Genomic DNA, 19,818 nt, shown 5'->3' on the forward strand with positions numbered 1-19,818 from the left:
GCCGAAAAGGACAAGAACTTTTTCTACATTGCATTTTCACTTTGTCACATTTTCCGCCTCCTTCCTGTCTTGTTTAATGACAGCGCATGAAGGAGGTTTCTTCGAATGGTTGCAAAGTATGATGTGTCGGTTGTTGGTGGAGGTATTGCCGGACTGACCGCGGCTCTTTATTTAGCAAGAGGAGGAAAACGCGTCGTCGTTTTGGAAAGTCAGAATCAGATGGGGGGAAAGGCGATCACAAACATGAAGGACGGAATACGCTTCAATTTGGGTTCGCATGCACTCTATGCCGGGGACGCGTACGACATTTTCCGGGAATTGAACGTAAATCCGGATATTTTTCGAAAAGTCGACGAGTTCACCCCGTACGGCATCTGGAAAGAGCAGGTGCACCCTTTTCCGGCTGCGGTCCGTTCGCTGCTTAAGACTTCCTTGTTATCGGCGGCTGACAAATACAGGTTCGGAGCCATCCTCTTGAAGATCCTCAAGCTTGACACGGCCACGATTCCACACATGAGTCTGCGAGACTGGATGGAGGAGCACGTGAGAAGCCCGATGGTACGTCATCTTCTGTACGTGCTGGCCCGAGGAGGAACATACGTGCAAGCTCCGGATTTACAAGTGGCAGGACCCTTGTTCAGACAGATGCAGCGTTCCATCACTGGAGTGTATTATTTGAAGAAAGGATGGGGATCCCTGATCGAGGAGATGTGTTCGGAAGCACGTCGGCTCGGCGTGGAAGTAATTACAGGTAGGAAAGTCAATTCCGTTGAGCATGATGACGGGCGGGTGCAGCGGGTTCGATGCGAGAATGGCGAAACGATTGAGACTCCTTATGTGATCCTGACGACAGCGCCGAAGATATCAAGCAGGTTGGTTCCATCGGCCGAACTGACTTCGCTGCGGACGTGGGAGCAGCAGGCCATTCCGATCACGGCCGCTTGTTTGGATATCGGGCTCCGTCGACTTCCCACACCGCAGCATCAATTCGTCTACGGCATCGATCAACCGGTCCTTATGATCAACTCCTCCCGAATCAAAGGGCTAGAACTCAGTGAGAACGATGACGTTCAAGTGTATCAAATGATCAAGTTCCAAGTGCATGGAAGCCATGCGCAAGAAGACCGCAGCCAACTTGAACAAGCCATGGATCTCATTCATCCCGGTTGGAGACGGGAAGTGGTGGCGGAGCAGTATTTGCCCAAGATGACGGTCGTTCATGACTTTCCACATATGAATCGGGTCGAGAATCCGGGTCCTGCCGTCCCTCAGATTAAGGGTTTATACGTGGCTGGAGATTGGGTGTCACACGGTGAATATTTGGCAGGCGGGGCGGCAGCAAGCGCCAAGCGAGCTTCACTTCATATTCTCGCGAACTAAACGGACGATATCGAAAAGGAGGTCTGTATGGACACGGAACAACTATATGAAACTTATCGGACATTATTGTTCTCGTTGGCGTATCGAATGCTCGGAAGCGTCATGGATGCGGAAGACATCGTGCAGGATGCTTTCCTGGTGATGAACCAATTGCCTTCGGACGCAAATATCAGGAACGTAAAGGCATACTTGTGCAAAATCGTAACGAACCGTTGCCTGAACCTGTTACAATCGTCCGTCAGACAACGGGAAGTTTACGTGGGGACTTGGTTGCCAGAGCCGCTTGTGCATCTTGAAGACGCCAGCTTGGACCCTTCTGAAATTTATCAACAAAGGGAAACGATCTCAACGGCCTATTTAATGCTTCTGCAACAGCTAAGTGCGGTCGAGCGGGCCGTCTTTCTCCTGCGGGAAATATTTCAATATCCGTACGACGAGATTGCAGGCATGGTGGGGAAAAGCAGCTTCAATTGCAGGCAAATTTTCCATCGGGCCAAGAAAGGTATCCGCCATGAACCGCCGGACATAGCAAAGAGCATCGTTACGGAGACGCAAGTGCGGCAATTCATCCAAAGCGTGATCGCCGGGGATGCGAACCGTCTGTTGCAGTTGCTGTCTCCTGACGCCATCCATTATACAGATGGAGGCGGCAAGGCACCGGCAGCGCAGCAGCCCGTCATCGGAGCGGCGCAAGTCATTCCGTTTTATATGCAATGGATGGATTGGTTCGGGCGTCCTGACAGCCACTATTCCTATATCATCACTACGGTGAACGGAAGCCCGGGAATCGTCATGATGATCGGCGGACGTATTGCTTACGTATACTCGTTCGAGGCTTCGGACAGTAAGATTCATTCCATCTATGCAGTTGCAAATCCTGACAAACTTAAGTATCTGGAGGAGGTAGTAAGATGAGAATTATCGAATTGGAACTGAGAACTGCCCGATTAGCTGAAATGAAGGTGTTCTACACAGAAAGACTTGGATTTGCTCTAGCAGATATAACGGAACATTCAATCACGATCGTTGCCGGGGGAACGCGATTGACTTTCGTTCACGAAGAGGAGGGAAGGATACTGCCGTCCTACCATTTGGCAATGAATATCCCTGAGAACCAAATTCGCGAAGCAAAAAGCTGGCTTTTCGACAAAGGATGTCAGGTACTTTCCGCTGCGCCCCTTCCTTACGCAGGAATCCAGGCAAACGAAGATATCGCTTATTTCGAAGGAACGGATGCGCATGCCTTCTATTTCGAAGATCCTTCGGGGAATCTGGTGGAGTTCATCGCTCGGCATCGAATGGACAATGCCTCAACAGAGCCTTTTGATCATGAATCCATTCTGAATGTCAGCGAGATCGGCTTTCCGCTTCGCTGCAGCGTATCGGAAGCAATTCAGCGCCTAGATTCTCGATTTGACGTCACGCGTTATATCGGGGACGGAAAGACGTTTCAGATGCTCGGTGACGAGTACGGAATGTTCATCCTGGGGGATATGGCCATCGGATGGTACCCTTCAATGAAGATTCCAGAAGTTCACCCGATTCGAATGACGATTCTCGATCCTAAAGAAGGGGAGTTTCAATTGGATCCGTACCCCTACACCATTCGTGCGGTTTCCGAAAGGCCAGTCTAAGGGAGGGATTAAACGATTAAGTACAAAAAATGACCGCAACCCGCTCTTCGCTGCCGGTAGCCGCTCAATACGCGCGGCTAGGTTTTAACATATTGAATGCGTAAAAGTGAGTCTATAGTACTCTGAGAGCTGAAGGATTAGTTTGCCCCGAACGGGACCATTGTTGAGTAAAAATTTGATATCAAAACTTTAGGAGGATGAAAAATGAAGATCAAACGAATTGTTGCAAATATTGAGACGCAGGACATTTCCAAAGCTTCGTATTTTTACGGGGAAGTACTTGGACTTGATCAACTAATGGATATGGGATTTATTGCAACATACGGTTCGCATGAGAAAATGGGCACTCAGGTTAGTTTCTTATTAGAGGGTGGCTCTGGGACACCTGTGCCTGATCTGTCAATTGAGGTTGATGATCTTGATGACGCGTTAACTCGTATAAAAGAAGCAGGAATTCCAATTGAGTATGGACCAACTGAGGAGCCATGGGGGGTTCGGCGTTTTTTTGTTAGGGACCCATTCGGGAAACTTATCAATATTCTTATCCATCTTTAAATAATAAATTTAGTATATAGTTGCATTTGATAATCTTCTACAGATGAGTTCGAGTGGGTGACAAATCGAATAAGAAAGCAATATAAATGTGTCGGAGGACAAAAACATTGTTCCATTGAAAATTGTTATATTTTTAGCTGTTCGTATTATCAGGTTAGCCAGAATCTTCTGGTTGGCCTTTTTTGTGTTCGTTTTACGATGGGGGAACCGGGAGAATGTGGCGGCTTTAGGGGCAATGATCCCGTAAGAAAAACTGTTCTCTCACGGTCACCAAAGGACCATATTTGAGCTGGTAGGGGCGGTAGACCCCGTATCACAAACGAAGCTATGGGTTTGGAACCATCGTGGAAAAGGCCTAACAACGTCATTAACGGTGCTGGCGCGTTGTCTGGAGAAAATCGAGGAAGATTGGAGCCGCATAATAAGGAAAGTACCGAGTGATCACGCTCCAACCGATGGGTGAATGAAAAAGCAACGCGACTGGAACAAATACTTGATCCTTGGAGAGAGAGCCGTCATAGTGCGTCTCAAAGCAAAGCCCTGCTTGGGAGTAACTTTATTGTGCTGAGGAAAATACGGCAGCAAGGGACGGTTTGAACTCTTTTGCCTTCTCAAGTGCCTCGGTGCCGAATCTGGCAGTCACAACTGCTGACCCTCCTCGTGAAGGAGCGGAACGATAAACTCGATTACTTTTTCCTCGTCATCCTCGATTAACAGGGTATGGCTCATAGCGTCTCACCGTCTTTCTCCACATTTTCTTTTCGTCCATTATACCTGCTTCTAAAATATCTTTTTAAAAATTCACAGATACCGCAACTCATTGTCATAAGTTCACAATATTCGTCTAATATGATCATTACATGAACGAGTCACATGTAGATCTATTGAGAATAAAAGGAGACATAAGGAGACTTAGGAATGAAGAAGACAGGAATGCTGTTTCTCACTTTTGTTGTTGGCGTGTTAGGAGGGTTTACCCTTTTTGAATTCATCGTGCGGATCGTGTTGCGGCAAATGGACACGTTTCCGGTAACGTTCATCGGAGCTCTTTCTATGATATTGCCTTTAGCCGGGGGTATAGCCGCCGTCATGCTGGCCAGACGTTTTACAAACAAAGCTGGACAAGATTGAGTGTTATATGTGAAGGAGAAAAGATTAACCATGACAAGAGGCTCTAGATTGTTATTTTAAGTGTGGCCGTTCTATTTGTCATCTGTGTCACGACCCAAATCTTGATTGCAGGGATGGCAGTGGAAAGCTTCCGAATTTTTTACGCTGGATGAGTGTACTCATTCTTGTAATCTTTGAACAGTATTTTACCGCAATGCCATTTGGGGATTATGCTCAGGATTGATCGCAACAGCAATTAAAAAAATGCACAAAATTTAATTTGATTTCATCAACGATGAGGAAAGCGAGTATAGAAAATGAAAAAATACCTTCAACTGCTCACGCTGCTGCTCATTTTATCAGCATTTTATTTAGCCGGATGTGAAGGTGATACGACTACTAACGTCGGTAAGCTCGAATTTAAGAATCCATTGCAAATTCCGCCAATACTTGAGCCAATGACGGATTCGGAGGGTAAGAAACACTTTGCCTTAACCATGCAGTCAGGATCAACTGAGTTTTTGGAAGGAAAGCAGACATCCTCATGGGGAATTAATGGATCTTATTTAGGGCCGACTCTCCGAGTTTCGCGCGGCGACCAAGTTTCTTTCGATGTGATCAATCAATTGAATGAAAGCTCAACCTTGCATTGGCATGGGATGCGATTACCCGCAGTAATGGACGGCGGACCGCACCAGATGATTGAAGCAGGAGCAATCTGGGAACCTTATTGGACAATCGAGCAGCCGGCCGCGACTACATGGTATCATCCACACTTGCATGGGAAGACAGCGCAGCACGTTTATCGCGGTCTTGCAGGATTATTTATCGTTGAGGATGAGGATTCTAAAAAGTTGCCTTCGGAATATGGAATTAACGACATCCCGATTATCATCCAGGATAAATTATTTAAGGGCGACGGTTCTTTTAACGAGAATATGAGTATGACTCCGTTTGGGTTGTTAGGCAATCAAATCTTGGTAAATGGGACATACGATCCTTACCTGGAGATCACTGCAAGTCAGGTTCGTTTTAGATTACTGAATGGTTCGAATGCGAGAGCTTATAATATCGGCTTTTCAGATAATCGTTCATTTTATCTGGTCGGCAATGATGCGGGACTTTTACCCGAACCAGTTTTATTAGATCGTTTGTTGCTAAGTCCGGGTGAACGTATAGAGATCGTGGTGGAGTTTGAAGCTGGCGAAGAAACGATCTTGCACAGCTTTGCAGGCAAAGACGGAATTGAAAATGGGGAGTTTGATATCGTAAAGATTATCGCTGATACAAGTTTATCGGCTTCGTCGCAACTCCCGGATCAACTTACCGCTGAGCCGCTCATCGATGTGCCCGAAAATGTAAAGGTACGTAAATTCGAACTCACAACGAAATCTGCAATTAATGGCAAGGAAATGGATATGAATCGTATTGATGAGGTTGTTCCGGCTGGGGCACGTGAAATATGGGAGATCACGAATAAGGGTTGGGATCATAACTTCCATATTCATGATGCAGCATTCACCGTAATGGACAAGAATGGAGAAGTGCCGCCATTATATGAGCGTGGGAGAAAAGATACGGTCTTTATTCCGAATGGCACTACAGTCAGACTGGCCGTCGACTTTGGAAGCTACCCTGATCCCGATACGCCGTACATGTATCACTGTCACTTATTGTATCATGAGGATAGCGGTATGATGGGGCAGTTTGTCATTGTCGAACCAGGCACCGAATCCCAAGTATCGAAAGAGTTAAGCAAGAGAGGTCATGACCATTAATATAAGACACGGTGGCAAGCCTTGAATATAAATAACAGCTTGAATAAGTTGTCGGGGGACAAGATCATGCTCCCATTGAAAGTCGCTAATTTAGCGGCTTTTTAGTTTTATCGGTACAAGTTCTTGTCCTGGCTCGAGAAAAGAACTTGTAACTTTCCAAAAGGACAAGAAAATGGTCCGATTACCGATCGATATCTACAATAAGGGATTGGTTAGCCATCACTCGACATCACATAGACCATTTCGAGATACTCGTGGTCATGTTCCCGAAGAAAGATCGAAACCTCCATGGTAACGATTCACGAAAAGGGGGAAAGACCCGCGAAATGCTTGATACCGGCGAGTGATGCACCGGTGCTTTTTTAGCTTAATTCGTCAATTCATGAGTGTTACTATCTTCGATCATGCTTGACACGACCCTCCTTCTGAAATATTGCCCATCTAATTATCAGCATGACGTCCCGTTAATGGATTTAAGTACTCGTCCATTTTTTTCGATATTGATGCGGCGTGATTCCCATTTGCGTCTTAAAGAATTTGCAAAAATAAGAGCTATTCGTTAATCCGATCTCCTCCGCAATAAGCGAGATCGGTTTTTTTGTAGTCGCTAGGAGCTGTATGGATTGATGAATCCTTCGGGCTGCTATGTATTCCGTGATGCTGATCCCTGTCGCTTCTTTAAAGAGATGTGACAAATGGTAGGGAGATAGATGCAGCGACTTCGCCATATCGTCCAATCGGAAAGGAATCGTATAATTCGTTTCAATCCAGCTTAAGATGTGCTCCACCCGATGATTTTTACGGGTTTGGTAAGTTGAACTCCGCTCTTTCCGCTTATCCCAGATTGGTTTCAAGGAGCGAAAAAGTGCGACAAGAAACAGCGAAATTTCTTCATATTTTTCCGTGTCGGACAGCGTCGGGAATCGATCGTTCATGCTCTTGTATGCACTGTCCAGGTAAGGGTCAGCGACTTCATATAAACAAGGGAAGGGAAGATCGCCTAGATATATAAAATTGTAAAATTCATGGAGAGCGGGCCACTGTTTAAAATAAGCCTCAAACACGGTCGGTTCAAAAATCGCAATCGAACGTTCGAAGCATTGATGATCGTCGTATTCAAGCTTTAGGTGGTGGAGTTGACAGGGCTGAAATATACAAAGCATGCCCGGCTTAATCTCATAGCTATTGTTGTTAACGATCATGGTTCCCCTTCCTTGATGAATGAACAATACTTCAAGGCCAAGATGGGAATGGAAAGTCTCTTTATGCTCGTAATTTTCACTTTTACGTCTATAGGCAAAGTACAAGGGAGAGATACTGTAGTTGCTTGCAACAAATGACAACTTGTTTGCCTCCTTCTTCCTCGTCTTCGTACATGCATTGAATATACCATACAATCCGCAATCTAGCGTTATTTTTTCCCCCATAGCAAAACACATTTACAAGGTTGCACCGGATATAATTTTTATATAAAAAATAAAGTTGGGAGGCAAAAAATAACGTATGTTAAAGGTTGCGATTATAGGTACGGGTGCAATTTCGCCCAGTCATATCGAAGCATATCTGCAGTTTAAGGACCGCTGTAAAATTGTTGCCTTATGCGATCTTTACCCAGAGAAGGCTGAAGTGAGGCGGGAGCAGTACGGACTGGAAGCTAAAATCGTACACGATTATAAGGAACTGCTTCAAGACGGAATCGATCTCGTGTCCATTTGTATGCCTCCGTACGTTCATGCGCAGGTTGCGGTCGATTTCCTGAACGCAGGAAGCCATGTCATTGTAGAGAAACCTATGGCAGCGTCGCTTAAGGAATGTGATGACATGATCGAAGCGGCACGGAATAACGGCAAGGTGTTGTCCGTGATCGCCCAGAATCGATTCAGAAATCCGATTATGAAGCTTAAACAAGTGCTGGATAGCGGTCTGGCCGGCAAGATTCTGCATGCCCAAGTGGATTCTTTCTGGTGGCGGGGCCATTGTTATTACGACTTATGGTGGCGCGGCACTTGGGAGAAAGAGGGGGGAGGCCCCACGCTGAATCATGCCGTACATCATATCGACGGATTGCTGTGGATGCTTGGTCGTCCTAGCCACGTACTAGCTTACATGGCTAATGTCGCGCATGACAATGCCGAGGTTGAGGATTTATCCATCGCGATGATGAAATATCCGAATGGAGCTTTGGGACAACTTACCAGCTCGGTCGTCCACCACGGAGAGGAGCAGCAATACGTCTTCCAAGGACAGTTTGCACGGATTTCCGCCCCATGGCGGGTAATGGCTTCCACTTCCTTGCCGAACGGCTTCCCTGAACGCGATTTGGAACTGGAAGAAAAAATTCAGAAATACTATGATGAATTGCCGGATTTGCCGTACGAAGGCCATGCCGGTCAGATCGACAATGTGCTGAGCGCGATCGAGCATGGAACGCCGGTTCTCATCGACGGAGAAAACGGCCGCAGCACATTGGAGTTGATCATGAGCATCTACAAATCCGCAAGTATGGGAGAGAACGTGCAACTCCCGCTTCAAAAAGATGATCCCTTCTATACGCAAGAAGGTGCTCAACAAAACATTCCTTATTTTTACCAAAAGGGCAAGAGTGTTGAGAATTTTGAGGATGGGAAGATCACGACAGGAAGCAATTATGGCGAAAAAAATGATAATGGTGGAGGCTTATCGTTATGCAGAAAAGCGACGGAATGAACTATGCCCCGAAGGTGAAGCCCAGTCCGGTAGTGAAGCCGGGCGAATTTATCATCGCCGCTGTTGCGCTCGACCACGGACATATTTACGGTATGGTGAACGGGCTGATCGAAGCGGGAGCAACGTTAAAGTGGGTATATGACCGCGACCCCGCCAAAGCTGAGGCATTCGCGCGGACCTATCCTCAAGTTAAAATTGCTTCATCGGAAGATGAGATATTCTCCGATCCGGACGTTCTCCTGGTTGCAGGCGCGGCTGTTACATCGGAACGCTGCGCGCTCGGTCTTAGGGCCATGGACGCAGGTAAAGATTATTTTACGGATAAAGCGCCGTTTACGACGCTTACGCAACTGGAATCGGCCAGAGCAAAAGTTCGCGAAACCGGAAGAAAGTATATGGTGTACTACAGCGAAAGGCTGCATGTGGAATCGGCGGTTTTTGCCGGAAAGCTTACCCAGCAAGGCGCGATTGGCCGAGTAGTCCAAGTGACAGGGTTCGGTCCGCACCGCCTGAATGCACCTTCCCGGCCGGAATGGTTCTTCCAAAGGGAACGCTACGGAGGAATCCTTTGCGATATCGGCAGTCACCAAGTTGAACAGTTCCTCTTTTACGCCGGTTGCGAGAAGGCGGAGGTGCTCCACAGCAAAGTCGGTAATTACCATAGTCTTGAATACCCGGAGCTTGAGGATTTCGGCGATGCTACGCTGTTAGGGGATAACGGAGCCACGCATTATTTCCGAGTTGACTGGCTCACACCGGACGGGTTAGGTACTTGGGGGGACGGTCGTACGCTCATTTTGGGTACGGAAGGATACATCGAGCTAAGAAAGTATATCGATATCGCTCGCGACCGTGCCAGCGATCATGTTTATCTAGTCAACAAAGAAGGAGAGTATCATTTTCAAGTGTCCGGTAAGGTTGGATATCCCTTCTTCGGCGAACTGATTCTCGACTGCTTGAATCGAACCGAGAACGCCATGACCCAAGCGCACGCTTTTATGGCGGCAGAACTGTGTCTGAAAGCGCAGCAGAAAGCTATGCGGATAACGTAGTGGATTCAAGAATGCATATAGAATAGATGATTTTCTGTGAGACTTCACGGGGTTCTCTAAGATATCATCAAAAGCACGGTCTAGGCAGAGAGAGCTTAGATCTCTTTTTTTATGATCCGGATTTCGAGGAGGAGCCAGAGAGTAGCATGTCACTATGGTCCAACAGTAGAAGGTCCATAATAGCAGAATACATTTAAGTTGTCGTTCGTAAACCATTCTTTGTTTAATAAAATTGTTGGACATACAAAACTGGCACGGCTCACAGCTTGTAATAAAGATGTATCCTGTTCATGTCTTGAATTTCTTTGTATTATCTCTTAGAAAAAGAGAACCAGGGGACATTTACCAACCAAGAAAGGTGTCGAGAGACAAGAACATGAGCCGATTACCGATTAGATAAGTATCTAACTATGTTTCCATGCAATTTCATTAAGCTAACGGGCAGAATAACCTAGTGTGTAACTAAACCTTAGTTTTTCGTTATTCAAAGTAAGCATATAATTGGATTTAGCTATCCGATTTATTTGGTTAGTTAATTAGTTTACGGAGAAGGATATGTCTTCATGCGAACATAAGTGGCACTAAACATGAGGAGGGCAACGCAGAATGGAATTCAAATTTGCAAACGCCGCTACTGTTCTACCGCCTTTACACATTACGATTATAGCAATAATTATTATTTTCTTTTTAGTAAGGTGGATCAAGCAATTAGAAACAAGACGTTTTACGGTTTTCTTTTACTTTTTGATTAGTACATCCATTACTCCAATTTTTTCTCGCGTTACAACAGAAGGTGTCTTTCAGCTATGGATTCCCATAGGATTTATAGTGGTTTTCCTTTACTTGTTTCGTAGCAAAAGAAATCATCCTTCAAAAATGAAAGCGAGTATTTTAGGACTTCTCATAGCAATGTATCAGTTAATTCTTCAATATATCGGGTAGATTTTGATATTCCACTAACGGGGAACTTTAGTTTAATATATAAGGAGCAGTTTGCTTCGGCAGCTGCGATTGGACGAAGATTTAAGAGCAAGCCCGTTATGGTCATTGGCTTCGTTGTCGTGATTGTGGCCGTTCTATTCTGACTCTATCATCCGGTTCAGACGGAGAAAAACAGGCGTCGGAGGCGATCCGCAAATTTCAGAAGGCGTTAGCGGCGGAAGATACGAAGGCCTTGCAAAAGCGGCGGAACCCGAATCAATGAAGACACTCCTTTGTTAAAGGAGTGTCTTTGTCTTTAAATACTGATATAGAACTGTGGTGAAAGATTATATCTGCTTAGATAGCTACAACCTGAGTTTGTTTTTCCTTAGCCCTGGTGAAATCATGAACTAGACTACTTCATAAATTGTTCGGAAAAAGCTTTTATTTTATCCAAGAAAATTCCTTTCAGTTTGTCGGAACCTTCTTTGGGTGCAGCATAAGCCTTATAACCGCCAAACGATTCAATGCAGATAGCGGCTTCTTTAAGATCGGCTGGGATATTCCGCTCTATTATTTCTTCTGTTTCCTTTGGCTTCTCATTGCAAATAAAGTATCCCACTCTTTTCTCCAGCAATTCAGTATGATTCTTTTTGATAAAGTCGCGAATGGGTTTGTATATTTTTCCGTCACGAACTCCCGCACCTAAAATAATACGATCAAAATCCTTGATATTAGGCTTCTCCATTTCAATATTACAAATTGTACAATTCGAAATCTCTTCTGCTAAGATTTTTACACATTGCTCCGTTGCTCCTGTTTTCGTAGCATATAGAACTAGTACTGCCATTTGACTCATCCCTTATCATTTAAAATATGGATTTGTTCCTCTAGAACGATGCTTGCATTGCGTAAAAACTGAATAATGAGCTCAAGCTCTTCATCTGAATAGGATGAAGCCAGTTTGACCATAGCCGCGTGGAGCATAAGGTAGGTCTTGCTGACTTCTTCTTTATTCTCGTATAGTGGGACGATAATCACTTTACGACGGTCATTGGGGTCATGTTGCCTGCGAACAAATCCGCTTTTCTCTAGTCGGTCGATTAATGCGGTAACGCTGCCCGTTGTGAGTCCGGTTAGTTTAGACAGCTCGCCAGCGGTCACAGGACCCTTTTCATGAAGAATGTCAACGGACAAAAAGTCACTATTGTAAAGTCCTAAAGAAGCAGCGACACTTTGCTGGTAAAGTACCGTTCTTGTTCCCAAACCGCGCATACTCATCGTAAGGTTTTCCTGCTGCTCCGTCGGTTGTTCTGATCGATTGCTTGACAAAAGATAGTCCTCCCTGAACTTACATTAATCTTGGTAATCAAGATGCTTGATATTCAAGATATCTAATGAACAATATACTTTATTGTGCTTTCAATGTCAAATATTTCGCCGATAAAGTGTTACGGAGAACCATACCCTAAGCTAGGGCAATTAGCTATTAGGGCGCCACCACTCACAACACTGCCATTGACCGAACACTCGCCCAATATCATGCTTGAAGCTATTAGGAGTTAATTTGAGTTCTTTGACTTTTCTAAGAAAGGTTGGGAGCAAGGGAAAGCAGATAATTTAAAGTTATACGAACAGTTTGTAGAGCGAATCAACAAGGGGAAGTACAATGTAGCTGAAGTGTATGCGATTTCCCCTATACCTGTACGTACCATACTGGGAGAAGAACTAGATCAGTATGATATAGCAATTAAAAATCCTCATGTAAAAAGATTGCTTTATTTTGAGCAGGTTAACAAATTCAAAAGCTTTTTAAGGATGAGCTCGAAGCCTTACAACGTGAAAAAGGTATAGCTAATTCATTTATTGTATAGTGGCCCTGCTGGGTTGGCTATACTTGGACGGAGCATCAATCAAAACATGTGGCCAGAAGTAGTCTTATACGAATTTAAGTATCGAGAAAACCCGCGCTATCAGCGTGCTTTTAATGTTTAACTATTCAAATTTTACTCAATATATACTAACACTTGCTGTGCTATTCGGAGCGAGTCGGCCGCCCAATCCTGAATTCACGAAACAGTATGCTCTATGCTTATAGCTTTTAAGAAATTTCCCATCATTAACTGATGGATATAACAAGCTAGTGATTGGCGTGTTTGCTGGGATAGTTTTTACGACGACAATTTTAGAAAAATACTTAAAATTAGGAGATAAGGCAACTTCACATGAGTACGGTTATTTCACAAGCTTCATTCGAATGGCAGTGACTACTGCTTGTGTGCGGTCCTGCGCCTCAAGTTTTTGCATGATATGGTGTATATGCGTTTTTGTTGTGCCTTCAGAAATGCATAAAATCGCAGATATTTCGTGGTTTCTCTTTCCGTAAGCAAGCAGCTGCAATACTTCCGTTTCACGCTCCGTCAAGGCGCCAAGCAGCCGATCTTTGCCGGATGAATCCGGCTCCTCCATGCCCGAAGTCAATATTTGGTCTAGAGCGCGTTTGGCCATGCTGCTATTGAACAGGGTTGCCCCCCGGTGCATGGCCCGTATACCGCTCAGCAATTCATCGGTTTCTGTATCCTTCAATAAATAGCCGGAAGCCCCGGCACGAATCCCGTCAAACACATACTGTTCAACATCAAATGTCGTTAAGAGGACCACTTTTGTGTTAGGCAAAGCTTCAACGATAGATTTTGTTGCCATGATACCTGTTCCGCCCGGCATGCGGATATCCATCAAGACGATATCCGGAACGTTTCGCAATGTAATGTCAACAGCTTCTTCTCCGTTCGAAGCCTCTCCGACAACCTGCATATCTTTTTGAATGTCCAATATGTATCGCAATCCTTTGCGGATGAAAGGCTGGTCATCCGCCAGTACGATTCGAATCATTTTCTCGGTTTGCATGAATCGTCTCCTTATTAGCCGTAATCGATGTAATATTAAGCGGAATAACTGCTTGTATCTTTAAACCATTGGGTGAATTTGCGGAGAAAACGATGCTCCCTCCGACAGATTTGCATCTTTCGATCATACCGCTTAGGCCAAATCCGAAATTCAAAGGTTTCTGGCCGCTGAAATGACCGTCATCCGTAATGAGAAGCTTTACATGTTCATTCTCTTCTTCAATTACAATGTTGACCGTTTTCGCATCGGCATGCTTGAGTATATTGGTTAACGCTTCTTGCAAGATTCTGTATAGAATCACGCTACATTCAACCGGCCACTCACCGATTGGTCCGATTTCTTTATATTGTATCTGTACCATAGAATTAGCTTCGATTTGAGAGACGAGGCCCTTCAGCGCGATCGGTCCCAGGCCCTTCTCATCGTCCGACCATTCTTTTACTGCAAGCCTTACCTCATCCATCCCTTTCCTAGCAACCTTCAGAGTCTCGTCTACGCTGTTTGCCGCCCCAGCCGGATCCTGCAGAATCATCAGCTTCAATGCTTGTAGTTGAACAATAAGCGAGGTCATCTGATGGCCAAACCCATCATGAATGTCGCGTGCCAATCTCGTACGCTCCGTCAGCGCAGCATAACCCATCGCCTGAACAGATGTTTGCTGCAATTCGGAAAATGCCGTGTTCAGTTGTTCCAGTTGCTTTCGGTTCGTGCGATGCGCTTCGCGAAGCAGGCTTTGATTTCTGACCGCGATATACATGAGGACAGCTGCAATTAGAGCGCCATATGAGACCTTGTCGACCAGCATCATTGCAAAAATGAGGCAAACAGTGAAGACGGCGAGAGTAACGGTTGAACGATTCCATTTCGGATCGGCCACACCCAGCATATACAGCAGCGGCCAGAAAATGCGGTGATCAGGGTAATCGGAATGAACGATGCGAATGATGAGGGTTATGCCAGCAAGAATGCAAACCGCAAGGAAATACCTCTTAGCATTCCACCATCCTTTAGGTGCTGCCGCCATCCATATGTAACAAGCCGGGAAGACAGCGTAAACGATAAGTACGTGGATATGCAGAAACGGATACTCTGGCATGATCAATATGAAAAAGGCAACGATAAAGATTGTATGTGCGGCGCGGGCGTTAAAGTGCTGAAATATGTTTTTATTCATTTTTCAATCCTTCATTCGGGTGGTTTACTTCATCATAACAGATGAATCCGTCTTGCTCATCAATCGATCGATATAGACGCTAAATAAAAATCAACTACAGATAGACGTAAAAGGTATTGCATTGTGTTATTTTTGGTGTGCAAAAGAAAACGAGGAGGGATTGCCATGGAATTGGCCAGAAAAGACGAAGATGTCAAAGAGAGAGGAAGATTGAAGTTTACAGGCATACAATTGCTGAAACGATGGCCCTCATTGGTGGCGTTAGCTATGGCCGCAACAGGGCTCCCTGCTTCGACGGATCCCATGTCATTTATCCTGATTCTCATCGCGCTTGTCTACCCGATTGCAGGCGCAATTCGCGGTCATCTTCGCGGGGTTCGTACCATCTTGATACAGGCGGCCGCATTACTGTTTTTCAGCATTATCGCGTTAGTGTCTCTGTATGTCGACAGAGAAACGGGACTGATCCTGCTTGCGGCAGGTTATATCGGCCATGCGGTATGGGACTTTGTTCATTTTCGGAGCAACAAGATCGTCTGGCGGTGGTATGCGGAATGGTGCACTGTTTTGGATTTTTTTATTGCAGCCTTTCTGCTCGCACCGATATTCATGTAACAAGTGGAGAGGATGCCTTTGCAATTCCATAAAATCCGATGGGAAGCGGCATTGAATTGTTGACCATTACCATTGACCGCAGCATGATAAACCTGATGCATTGCGAATCCCCTGGGCTGGGCGATCCTGCGCGGTGACGAGACCATAATCAGCACAGTGACTCGCTCTTCTACCAGGAACTAATGAACTTGAAACAGAAAGGGGATGATTCTAGATGGAATTGAAACGCTTGATGTACATGCTGCCGTGCCTACTCTTGCTCCTTGCCATGACCGCATGTGGTCAAGATCAACAACAAACAGCTCATGATTCTTCTACACCAGTCGAAGCCACATTCACGCTCGAACCGAGTCAACCTGCTGCCAGAGACAACGTTACTTTTGCGGTAACCGTTACCCAGGATGGTACTTACTGGGGAGAGTGATAGTTGGAGTGGCGAATACACAGCAAACATTAATGGAGATAAGGAAAGTGGAAGCCTTTATAGTCGTTTTTATCCTTGGGACGAATCGAAGAGAAAGAAGCCTTGATGATGGTTGCGATGAAAATATTTGACAACCCAACACAAGAAAATAAATTACTTCGTGAATACGTTGATAACTATGTAGACAGATTTTCATTTTAAAGTAAACAAACCATCATTCAAGAATAGAAAGAAACACGAAACTAAGCCCAGCTTTCATGGTTTTTAAAAACTGAACATGGCACTCATCATATCGCGGCTGCTCACGCCCATAATGTCGGAGACCACGGCAGCGAGCTTAACAAGCGGTGATGGACTTCTTGTGAACATCCAAACCGCAAGCGCGCTCGATCAGAATATCCATAACATTCACCTTTCTACGGCAATGAAATTGAGGACTGGGCAACAACCAGAAGCGGATTACTCTACCCCGCGTGCTTCCCGAAAAGGAGCGACATACCGTGGTGAACGTGGCCGCCCAAGTCAGACTAACGGATGGGTTCGCGGCACCATAGCTTAACGACCTTCCTCACCAGCCGTAAGAATAGTATAGAACGTCGCATCAAAATTTTCATTACGCTGTGGTGCCTCGAGAGGGGCATGGATGGCTAACGGGCAGAATTGTTTAATTTTCCATCCTTCGTTAAATTAAATTTGTATTCGGTTAGGCCAGGACTGTGCACATTAGCAATCCATGAGAAACCGGACATGCTGTTGTATGATAAAGTGTTGACATAAAGGAGGTTGAATATGGAACATGTAATCTTGATGATGAATGTGCGAGAAAACAAGGGAGGAGAGTCAGTCGCATGGCAAAGATCGTTTACGCATTGAACCAGTCTCTGGACGGATTCGTCGACCACGACCACCCGGAATTTCAGACCGGCCCCGAACTATTCCGTCATTTCATCGACGACGTGCGCAGCCTGTCGGGCATCCTGTACGGGCGCCGCATGTACGAGAACATGCGGGTTTGGGACGGAACCGAATGGGGTGCACCGGAACGGGAATTCGCAGCGGCATGGCAAAGCAAACCGAAGTGGGTGGTGTCGAGGACGTTAAAGTCCGTCGGTCCGAACGCTTCTCTGATCGAGGGCGACCTCGCAGCGGCCATACGTGAGCTGAAGGCTCAGCATGAAGGGGTAATAGAAGTTGCCGGGCCCGAGTTGGCCCACAGTCTAACGGAGCTCGGTCTCGTTGATGAGTATCGACTCTATCTCCATCCAGTCGTGCTGGGTCACGGCAAACCGTTCTTCGCCGGTCCGCGGCCGCCTCTGCGCCTCGTGGCAAGCGATCGAATTGGCGAGAATGTGATCAGGTTGACCTACGTTCCAGCTTAGTTGTGCGGTTGACCCAGTGGCCTTTAGGGCAAGTTACTTTAATAGGGATTCTCCGGCTGTCCGTATCAGTATGAACTAAGCAAGGAAGTAATCCAATCTATGTATTCATTTACACCTCAGAAAATTGCAATGTTAGTCATGAGCAAACCAGATGATGAGAATATACAACTCCAAAAATCGGTTGATCTATATGTTAAAAAATTGTATTTTTAAAACCCGTTGATGTTTAATTCCAACGGGTTTTTATTTTTTATTAAAACAATGATGGAAGAAATCTATGAGGGAAAAGGGCAAGTTACGGCAAAGGGTACAAGTTCTTGTCCCAAGCCGAGGACAAGAACTTGTACCGATTGCCGTAAAGGACACGAACTTGATCCGATTACCGATTAGATACTTATCTAATTAAAATTCTGCAGCTATTTCATTAAGCTAACGGGCAGGTATATGTAAATTGTCAGTACTTAATTAGGCACGACGCATATATTAGAATAATGATTTGAATTAAGGAGGGAGTTATATGCAACCTCAAATACCTAAAGATCCTGTAGTCCCTGAATTAACTGAAGTACATATAAAAGAATTAACTGATATCGTTTTCTTATCTAAGGAAATATTACCTTGCGATGCTATTTTTGTTTTTGGAGGTACTCATCCGGGGCATTGGGAAGCCGCGATTGACGCTTATAAAAGAGGCTTGGGAAGAACTATTATTGTCACAGGAGGAGTCAGCCCTACAGGAATCAAGCATGAGAATTGGGTAGATAAAACTGTACCCGAAGCGCATGTCATTGTTAATAAACTAACTGAGGCAGGTATTCCTTTAAATGTAATCGTGTATGAAGATCGCTCAAGGAACACTTTAGAGAATGTGTTATTCGCTAAAGAAGTATTTAACTTCGACGCTATCGAGTCACTTCTAATTGTATGCAAATCTCATGGTGTAGGCAGGCAATATCGTACATTAGCGAAGCATTTGCCTCCCAAAATTAATTATTTTTCATATGGCTTTGATTCAAGTTATAATGGCCAAACGATAAACAGAGAAAACTGGATGCATAGTTCAATAGGTCGCTCGAGAGTGTTTGGAGAGTATTTGAGAATCTGTTTTTACGGTGACCGTGGAGACATACTTCGCTTAAATAAGAAAGTGGAGGGACTCACTTATACTATGGATGATTGATATATTCATCAGACAGCGGTCTGGATGGTTCAAAAGTAGTATTATTATTTATTGGTGTCTAAATGACACAAAAGTGTCTACATTTGTTGAAGCTGATAAGCCTGACTTATCAGGCTTTTTTATTTTTAAGTAGTCAAAGTTGTGTCATAAAAAAATGCACAAAAGTGACCACATTGTTGGAATTTGACACAAATAAGACTACATTATAGATAAGACGTTATACCGAGGAGGGATTGTGATTAAAGTTGATTTTAAAATTCTAGTTTTGATTATTGGTATATTCTTAATTTCATCATACTTAATTGGATGTACACTGAATAAGGAATCAAGTGGGGAAACAAAGATTTTCGAAATTGCCAATACAGAAGAGGTCTTTGGTAAAAAGGATGAAGAAATGGTGACTGTTAGAAAGCACTATATGATTCTAAATCCACCGAAGGATTTAATACAATTGAAAGAATTAGTTGAAAAATACAGTAAGGATCATCCAGTTGAAGGCGAAATTAAAATAATAGAAGGAAAAAACCGGATTTTTTATATGTACTTCTATAGGGAAAGCAAGGATTTTCCAAGAGACTGGCAGCCCGATGAAAGCTACATGAATACAGATCGGATAGAACATCATAAGCATGATCTGATTACATCAATAATTTGGTCAGATGTAGACTCACAAAAAGAATACTATAGTTATGACAAAAGTAAGGAAGGGAAGGTAATTAAGAGAATGCATTTTATTGAGGATCAGCTTGTTGAGTGATACACTATCCATACACTGAAATATAAAACAGATATGCAGCAGGTTACATTCAATACCGTGATGGCCGGTTGATATATTAAATGTGGCTTTATTTATCCTTGTAGATGTCACATATTCTCAGCTCCTTGCGTTTAGCGATCATATAGAATTACTGTAACTTGGCTGAACGGAGACGACAGAGAAACTTATTTGTCGAAGGACAAGAACATTGTTCCATAGAAAGTCGCTAATTTAGCGGCTTTTTTG

At 44.6% G+C, this 19,818-nt stretch carries 20 protein-coding genes; 15 read left to right on the forward strand and 5 right to left on the reverse strand.

The window, feature by feature from the left end:
- Positions 1 to 105 precede the first annotated feature (105 nt).
- From PLA01S_RS31215 to PLA01S_RS31240, 6 genes are all read left to right on the forward strand, one after another.
- Complete coding sequence (locus tag PLA01S_RS31215; protein WP_127596530.1) at positions 106 to 1,380, forward strand: phytoene desaturase family protein; 1,275 nt, start codon at positions 106 to 108, stop codon at positions 1,378 to 1,380.
- 27 nt (positions 1,381 to 1,407) lie between these two features.
- Entirely contained in the window at positions 1,408 to 2,295 is an 888-nt protein-coding gene (locus PLA01S_RS31220; protein WP_127596533.1) for an RNA polymerase sigma-70 factor, read from the forward strand.
- Positions 2,292 to 3,014 (forward strand): VOC family protein, encoded by a 723-nt coding sequence (locus tag PLA01S_RS31225; protein WP_127596536.1) that lies wholly within the window; start codon positions 2,292 to 2,294, stop codon positions 3,012 to 3,014. Before PLA01S_RS31220 ends, PLA01S_RS31225 begins: the two co-directional genes overlap by 4 nt.
- A gap of 204 nt (positions 3,015 to 3,218) precedes the next feature.
- Positions 3,219 to 3,569, forward strand: coding sequence for a VOC family protein (locus tag PLA01S_RS31230; RefSeq protein WP_127596539.1), 351 nt, complete (start codon positions 3,219 to 3,221; stop codon positions 3,567 to 3,569).
- Between the two features lie 918 nt (positions 3,570 to 4,487).
- Positions 4,488 to 4,700, forward strand: a complete 213-nt coding sequence (locus PLA01S_RS31235) for a hypothetical protein (protein WP_127596542.1) — start codon at positions 4,488 to 4,490, stop codon at positions 4,698 to 4,700.
- A gap of 296 nt (positions 4,701 to 4,996) precedes the next feature.
- Entirely contained in the window at positions 4,997 to 6,457 is a 1,461-nt protein-coding gene (locus PLA01S_RS31240; RefSeq protein WP_127596545.1) for a multicopper oxidase family protein, read from the forward strand.
- A 473-nt stretch (positions 6,458 to 6,930) separates the two neighbouring features.
- On the opposite strand, the gene PLA01S_RS31245 is transcribed toward PLA01S_RS31240, so the two are convergent.
- Positions 6,931 to 7,800, reverse strand: a complete 870-nt coding sequence (locus tag PLA01S_RS31245) for an AraC family transcriptional regulator (RefSeq protein WP_127596549.1) — start codon at positions 7,798 to 7,800, stop codon at positions 6,931 to 6,933.
- A gap of 160 nt (positions 7,801 to 7,960) precedes the next feature.
- Here PLA01S_RS31245 and PLA01S_RS31250 point away from each other — a divergent pair, with 160 nt between their 5' ends.
- The 3 genes from PLA01S_RS31250 to PLA01S_RS31260 all read left to right on the forward strand — a co-directional run bounded on the left by PLA01S_RS31250 (position 7,961) and on the right by PLA01S_RS31260 (position 11,157).
- On the forward strand, positions 7,961 to 9,163 hold the full coding sequence (locus tag PLA01S_RS31250; RefSeq protein WP_127596552.1) for a Gfo/Idh/MocA family protein: 1,203 nt from the start codon (positions 7,961 to 7,963) through the stop codon (positions 9,161 to 9,163).
- The gene (locus PLA01S_RS31255) at positions 9,142 to 10,215 is read left to right on the forward strand and encodes a Gfo/Idh/MocA family protein (protein ID WP_127596554.1); all 1,074 of its coding nucleotides are present in this window, start codon (positions 9,142 to 9,144) and stop codon (positions 10,213 to 10,215) included. Before PLA01S_RS31250 ends, PLA01S_RS31255 begins: the two co-directional genes overlap by 22 nt.
- Positions 10,216 to 10,821: 606 nt before the next feature.
- The gene (locus PLA01S_RS31260) at positions 10,822 to 11,157 is read left to right on the forward strand and encodes a hypothetical protein (protein WP_127596557.1); all 336 of its coding nucleotides are present in this window, start codon (positions 10,822 to 10,824) and stop codon (positions 11,155 to 11,157) included.
- 394 nt (positions 11,158 to 11,551) lie between these two features.
- Here PLA01S_RS31260 and PLA01S_RS31265 read toward each other — a convergent pair whose 3' ends face one another.
- Both PLA01S_RS31265 and PLA01S_RS31270 read right to left on the reverse strand, forming a co-directional pair.
- A complete protein-coding gene (locus tag PLA01S_RS31265; protein WP_127596560.1) occupies positions 11,552 to 11,986 on the reverse strand; it encodes a flavodoxin domain-containing protein in 435 nt (144 codons plus the stop codon).
- A gap of 5 nt (positions 11,987 to 11,991) precedes the next feature.
- Positions 11,992 to 12,468 (reverse strand): MarR family winged helix-turn-helix transcriptional regulator, encoded by a 477-nt coding sequence (locus PLA01S_RS31270; RefSeq protein WP_127596563.1) that lies wholly within the window; start codon positions 12,466 to 12,468, stop codon positions 11,992 to 11,994.
- Between the two features lie 534 nt (positions 12,469 to 13,002).
- On the opposite strand from PLA01S_RS31270, the gene PLA01S_RS33145 reads away from it, so the two are divergent.
- Positions 13,003 to 13,131: a hypothetical protein gene (locus PLA01S_RS33145; protein WP_371860477.1), complete on the forward strand. Its 129-nt coding sequence runs from the start codon at positions 13,003 to 13,005 to the stop codon at positions 13,129 to 13,131.
- A 240-nt stretch (positions 13,132 to 13,371) separates the two neighbouring features.
- Here the strand turns inward: PLA01S_RS33145 and PLA01S_RS31280 are convergent, their stop codons facing one another.
- The gene (locus PLA01S_RS31280) at positions 13,372 to 14,043 is read right to left on the reverse strand and encodes a response regulator transcription factor (RefSeq protein ID WP_127596566.1); all 672 of its coding nucleotides are present in this window, start codon (positions 14,041 to 14,043) and stop codon (positions 13,372 to 13,374) included.
- Positions 14,003 to 15,217: a sensor histidine kinase gene (locus tag PLA01S_RS31285; RefSeq protein WP_127596572.1), complete on the reverse strand. Its 1,215-nt coding sequence runs from the start codon at positions 15,215 to 15,217 to the stop codon at positions 14,003 to 14,005. Before PLA01S_RS31285 ends, PLA01S_RS31280 begins: the two co-directional genes overlap by 41 nt.
- Before the next feature lie 165 nt (positions 15,218 to 15,382).
- Between PLA01S_RS31285 and PLA01S_RS31290 the strand changes: the two genes are divergently transcribed.
- The 5 genes from PLA01S_RS31290 (at position 15,383) to PLA01S_RS31310 (ending at position 19,572) form a co-directional block, all read left to right on the forward strand.
- Entirely contained in the window at positions 15,383 to 15,832 is a 450-nt protein-coding gene (locus tag PLA01S_RS31290) for a hypothetical protein (RefSeq protein ID WP_127596574.1), read from the forward strand.
- A 214-nt stretch (positions 15,833 to 16,046) separates the two neighbouring features.
- Positions 16,047 to 16,256, forward strand: a complete 210-nt coding sequence (locus PLA01S_RS31295) for a hypothetical protein (protein WP_127596577.1) — start codon at positions 16,047 to 16,049, stop codon at positions 16,254 to 16,256.
- A gap of 848 nt (positions 16,257 to 17,104) precedes the next feature.
- Positions 17,105 to 17,635, forward strand: coding sequence for a dihydrofolate reductase family protein (locus PLA01S_RS31300; RefSeq protein WP_015735234.1), 531 nt, complete (start codon positions 17,105 to 17,107; stop codon positions 17,633 to 17,635).
- 517 nt (positions 17,636 to 18,152) lie between these two features.
- Entirely contained in the window at positions 18,153 to 18,815 is a 663-nt protein-coding gene (locus tag PLA01S_RS31305; RefSeq protein WP_127596580.1) for a YdcF family protein, read from the forward strand.
- 235 nt (positions 18,816 to 19,050) lie between these two features.
- Positions 19,051 to 19,572, forward strand: coding sequence for a hypothetical protein (locus PLA01S_RS31310; RefSeq protein WP_127596583.1), 522 nt, complete (start codon positions 19,051 to 19,053; stop codon positions 19,570 to 19,572).
- Positions 19,573 to 19,818 lie beyond the last annotated feature (246 nt).

This window comes from Paenibacillus lautus NBRC 15380, assembly GCF_004000945.1.
GTDB classification, from domain to species: Bacteria; Bacillota; Bacilli; order Paenibacillales; family Paenibacillaceae; genus Paenibacillus_AQ; species Paenibacillus_AQ lautus.

Bases quoted from the DNA above. Each gene is read 5' to 3' on its own strand.
- PLA01S_RS31240 (WP_127596545.1), top strand. From the start codon at position 4,997: ATGAAAAAATACCTTCAACTGCTCACGCTGCTGCTCATTTTATCAGCA.
- PLA01S_RS31215 (WP_127596530.1), top strand. From the start codon at position 106: ATGGTTGCAAAGTATGATGTGTCGGTTGTTGGTGGAGGTATTGCCGGA.
- PLA01S_RS31250 (WP_127596552.1), top strand. From the start codon at position 7,961: ATGTTAAAGGTTGCGATTATAGGTACGGGTGCAATTTCGCCCAGTCAT.
- PLA01S_RS31260 (WP_127596557.1), top strand. From the start codon at position 10,822: ATGGAATTCAAATTTGCAAACGCCGCTACTGTTCTACCGCCTTTACAC.
- PLA01S_RS31300 (WP_015735234.1), top strand. From the start codon at position 17,105: ATGGCAAAGATCGTTTACGCATTGAACCAGTCTCTGGACGGATTCGTC.
- PLA01S_RS31220 (WP_127596533.1), top strand. From the start codon at position 1,408: ATGGACACGGAACAACTATATGAAACTTATCGGACATTATTGTTCTCG.
- PLA01S_RS31295 (WP_127596577.1), top strand. From the start codon at position 16,047: ATGGAATTGAAACGCTTGATGTACATGCTGCCGTGCCTACTCTTGCTC.
- PLA01S_RS31230 (WP_127596539.1), top strand. From the start codon at position 3,219: ATGAAGATCAAACGAATTGTTGCAAATATTGAGACGCAGGACATTTCC.
- PLA01S_RS31225 (WP_127596536.1), top strand. From the start codon at position 2,292: ATGAGAATTATCGAATTGGAACTGAGAACTGCCCGATTAGCTGAAATG.
- PLA01S_RS31285 (WP_127596572.1), bottom strand. From the start codon at position 15,217: ATGAATAAAAACATATTTCAGCACTTTAACGCCCGCGCCGCACATACA.
- PLA01S_RS31265 (WP_127596560.1), bottom strand. From the start codon at position 11,986: ATGGCAGTACTAGTTCTATATGCTACGAAAACAGGAGCAACGGAGCAA.
- PLA01S_RS31280 (WP_127596566.1), bottom strand. From the start codon at position 14,043: ATGCAAACCGAGAAAATGATTCGAATCGTACTGGCGGATGACCAGCCT.
- PLA01S_RS31305 (WP_127596580.1), top strand. From the start codon at position 18,153: ATGCAACCTCAAATACCTAAAGATCCTGTAGTCCCTGAATTAACTGAA.
- PLA01S_RS31235 (WP_127596542.1), top strand. From the start codon at position 4,488: ATGAAGAAGACAGGAATGCTGTTTCTCACTTTTGTTGTTGGCGTGTTA.
- PLA01S_RS31255 (WP_127596554.1), top strand. From the start codon at position 9,142: ATGCAGAAAAGCGACGGAATGAACTATGCCCCGAAGGTGAAGCCCAGT.
- PLA01S_RS31290 (WP_127596574.1), top strand. From the start codon at position 15,383: ATGGAATTGGCCAGAAAAGACGAAGATGTCAAAGAGAGAGGAAGATTG.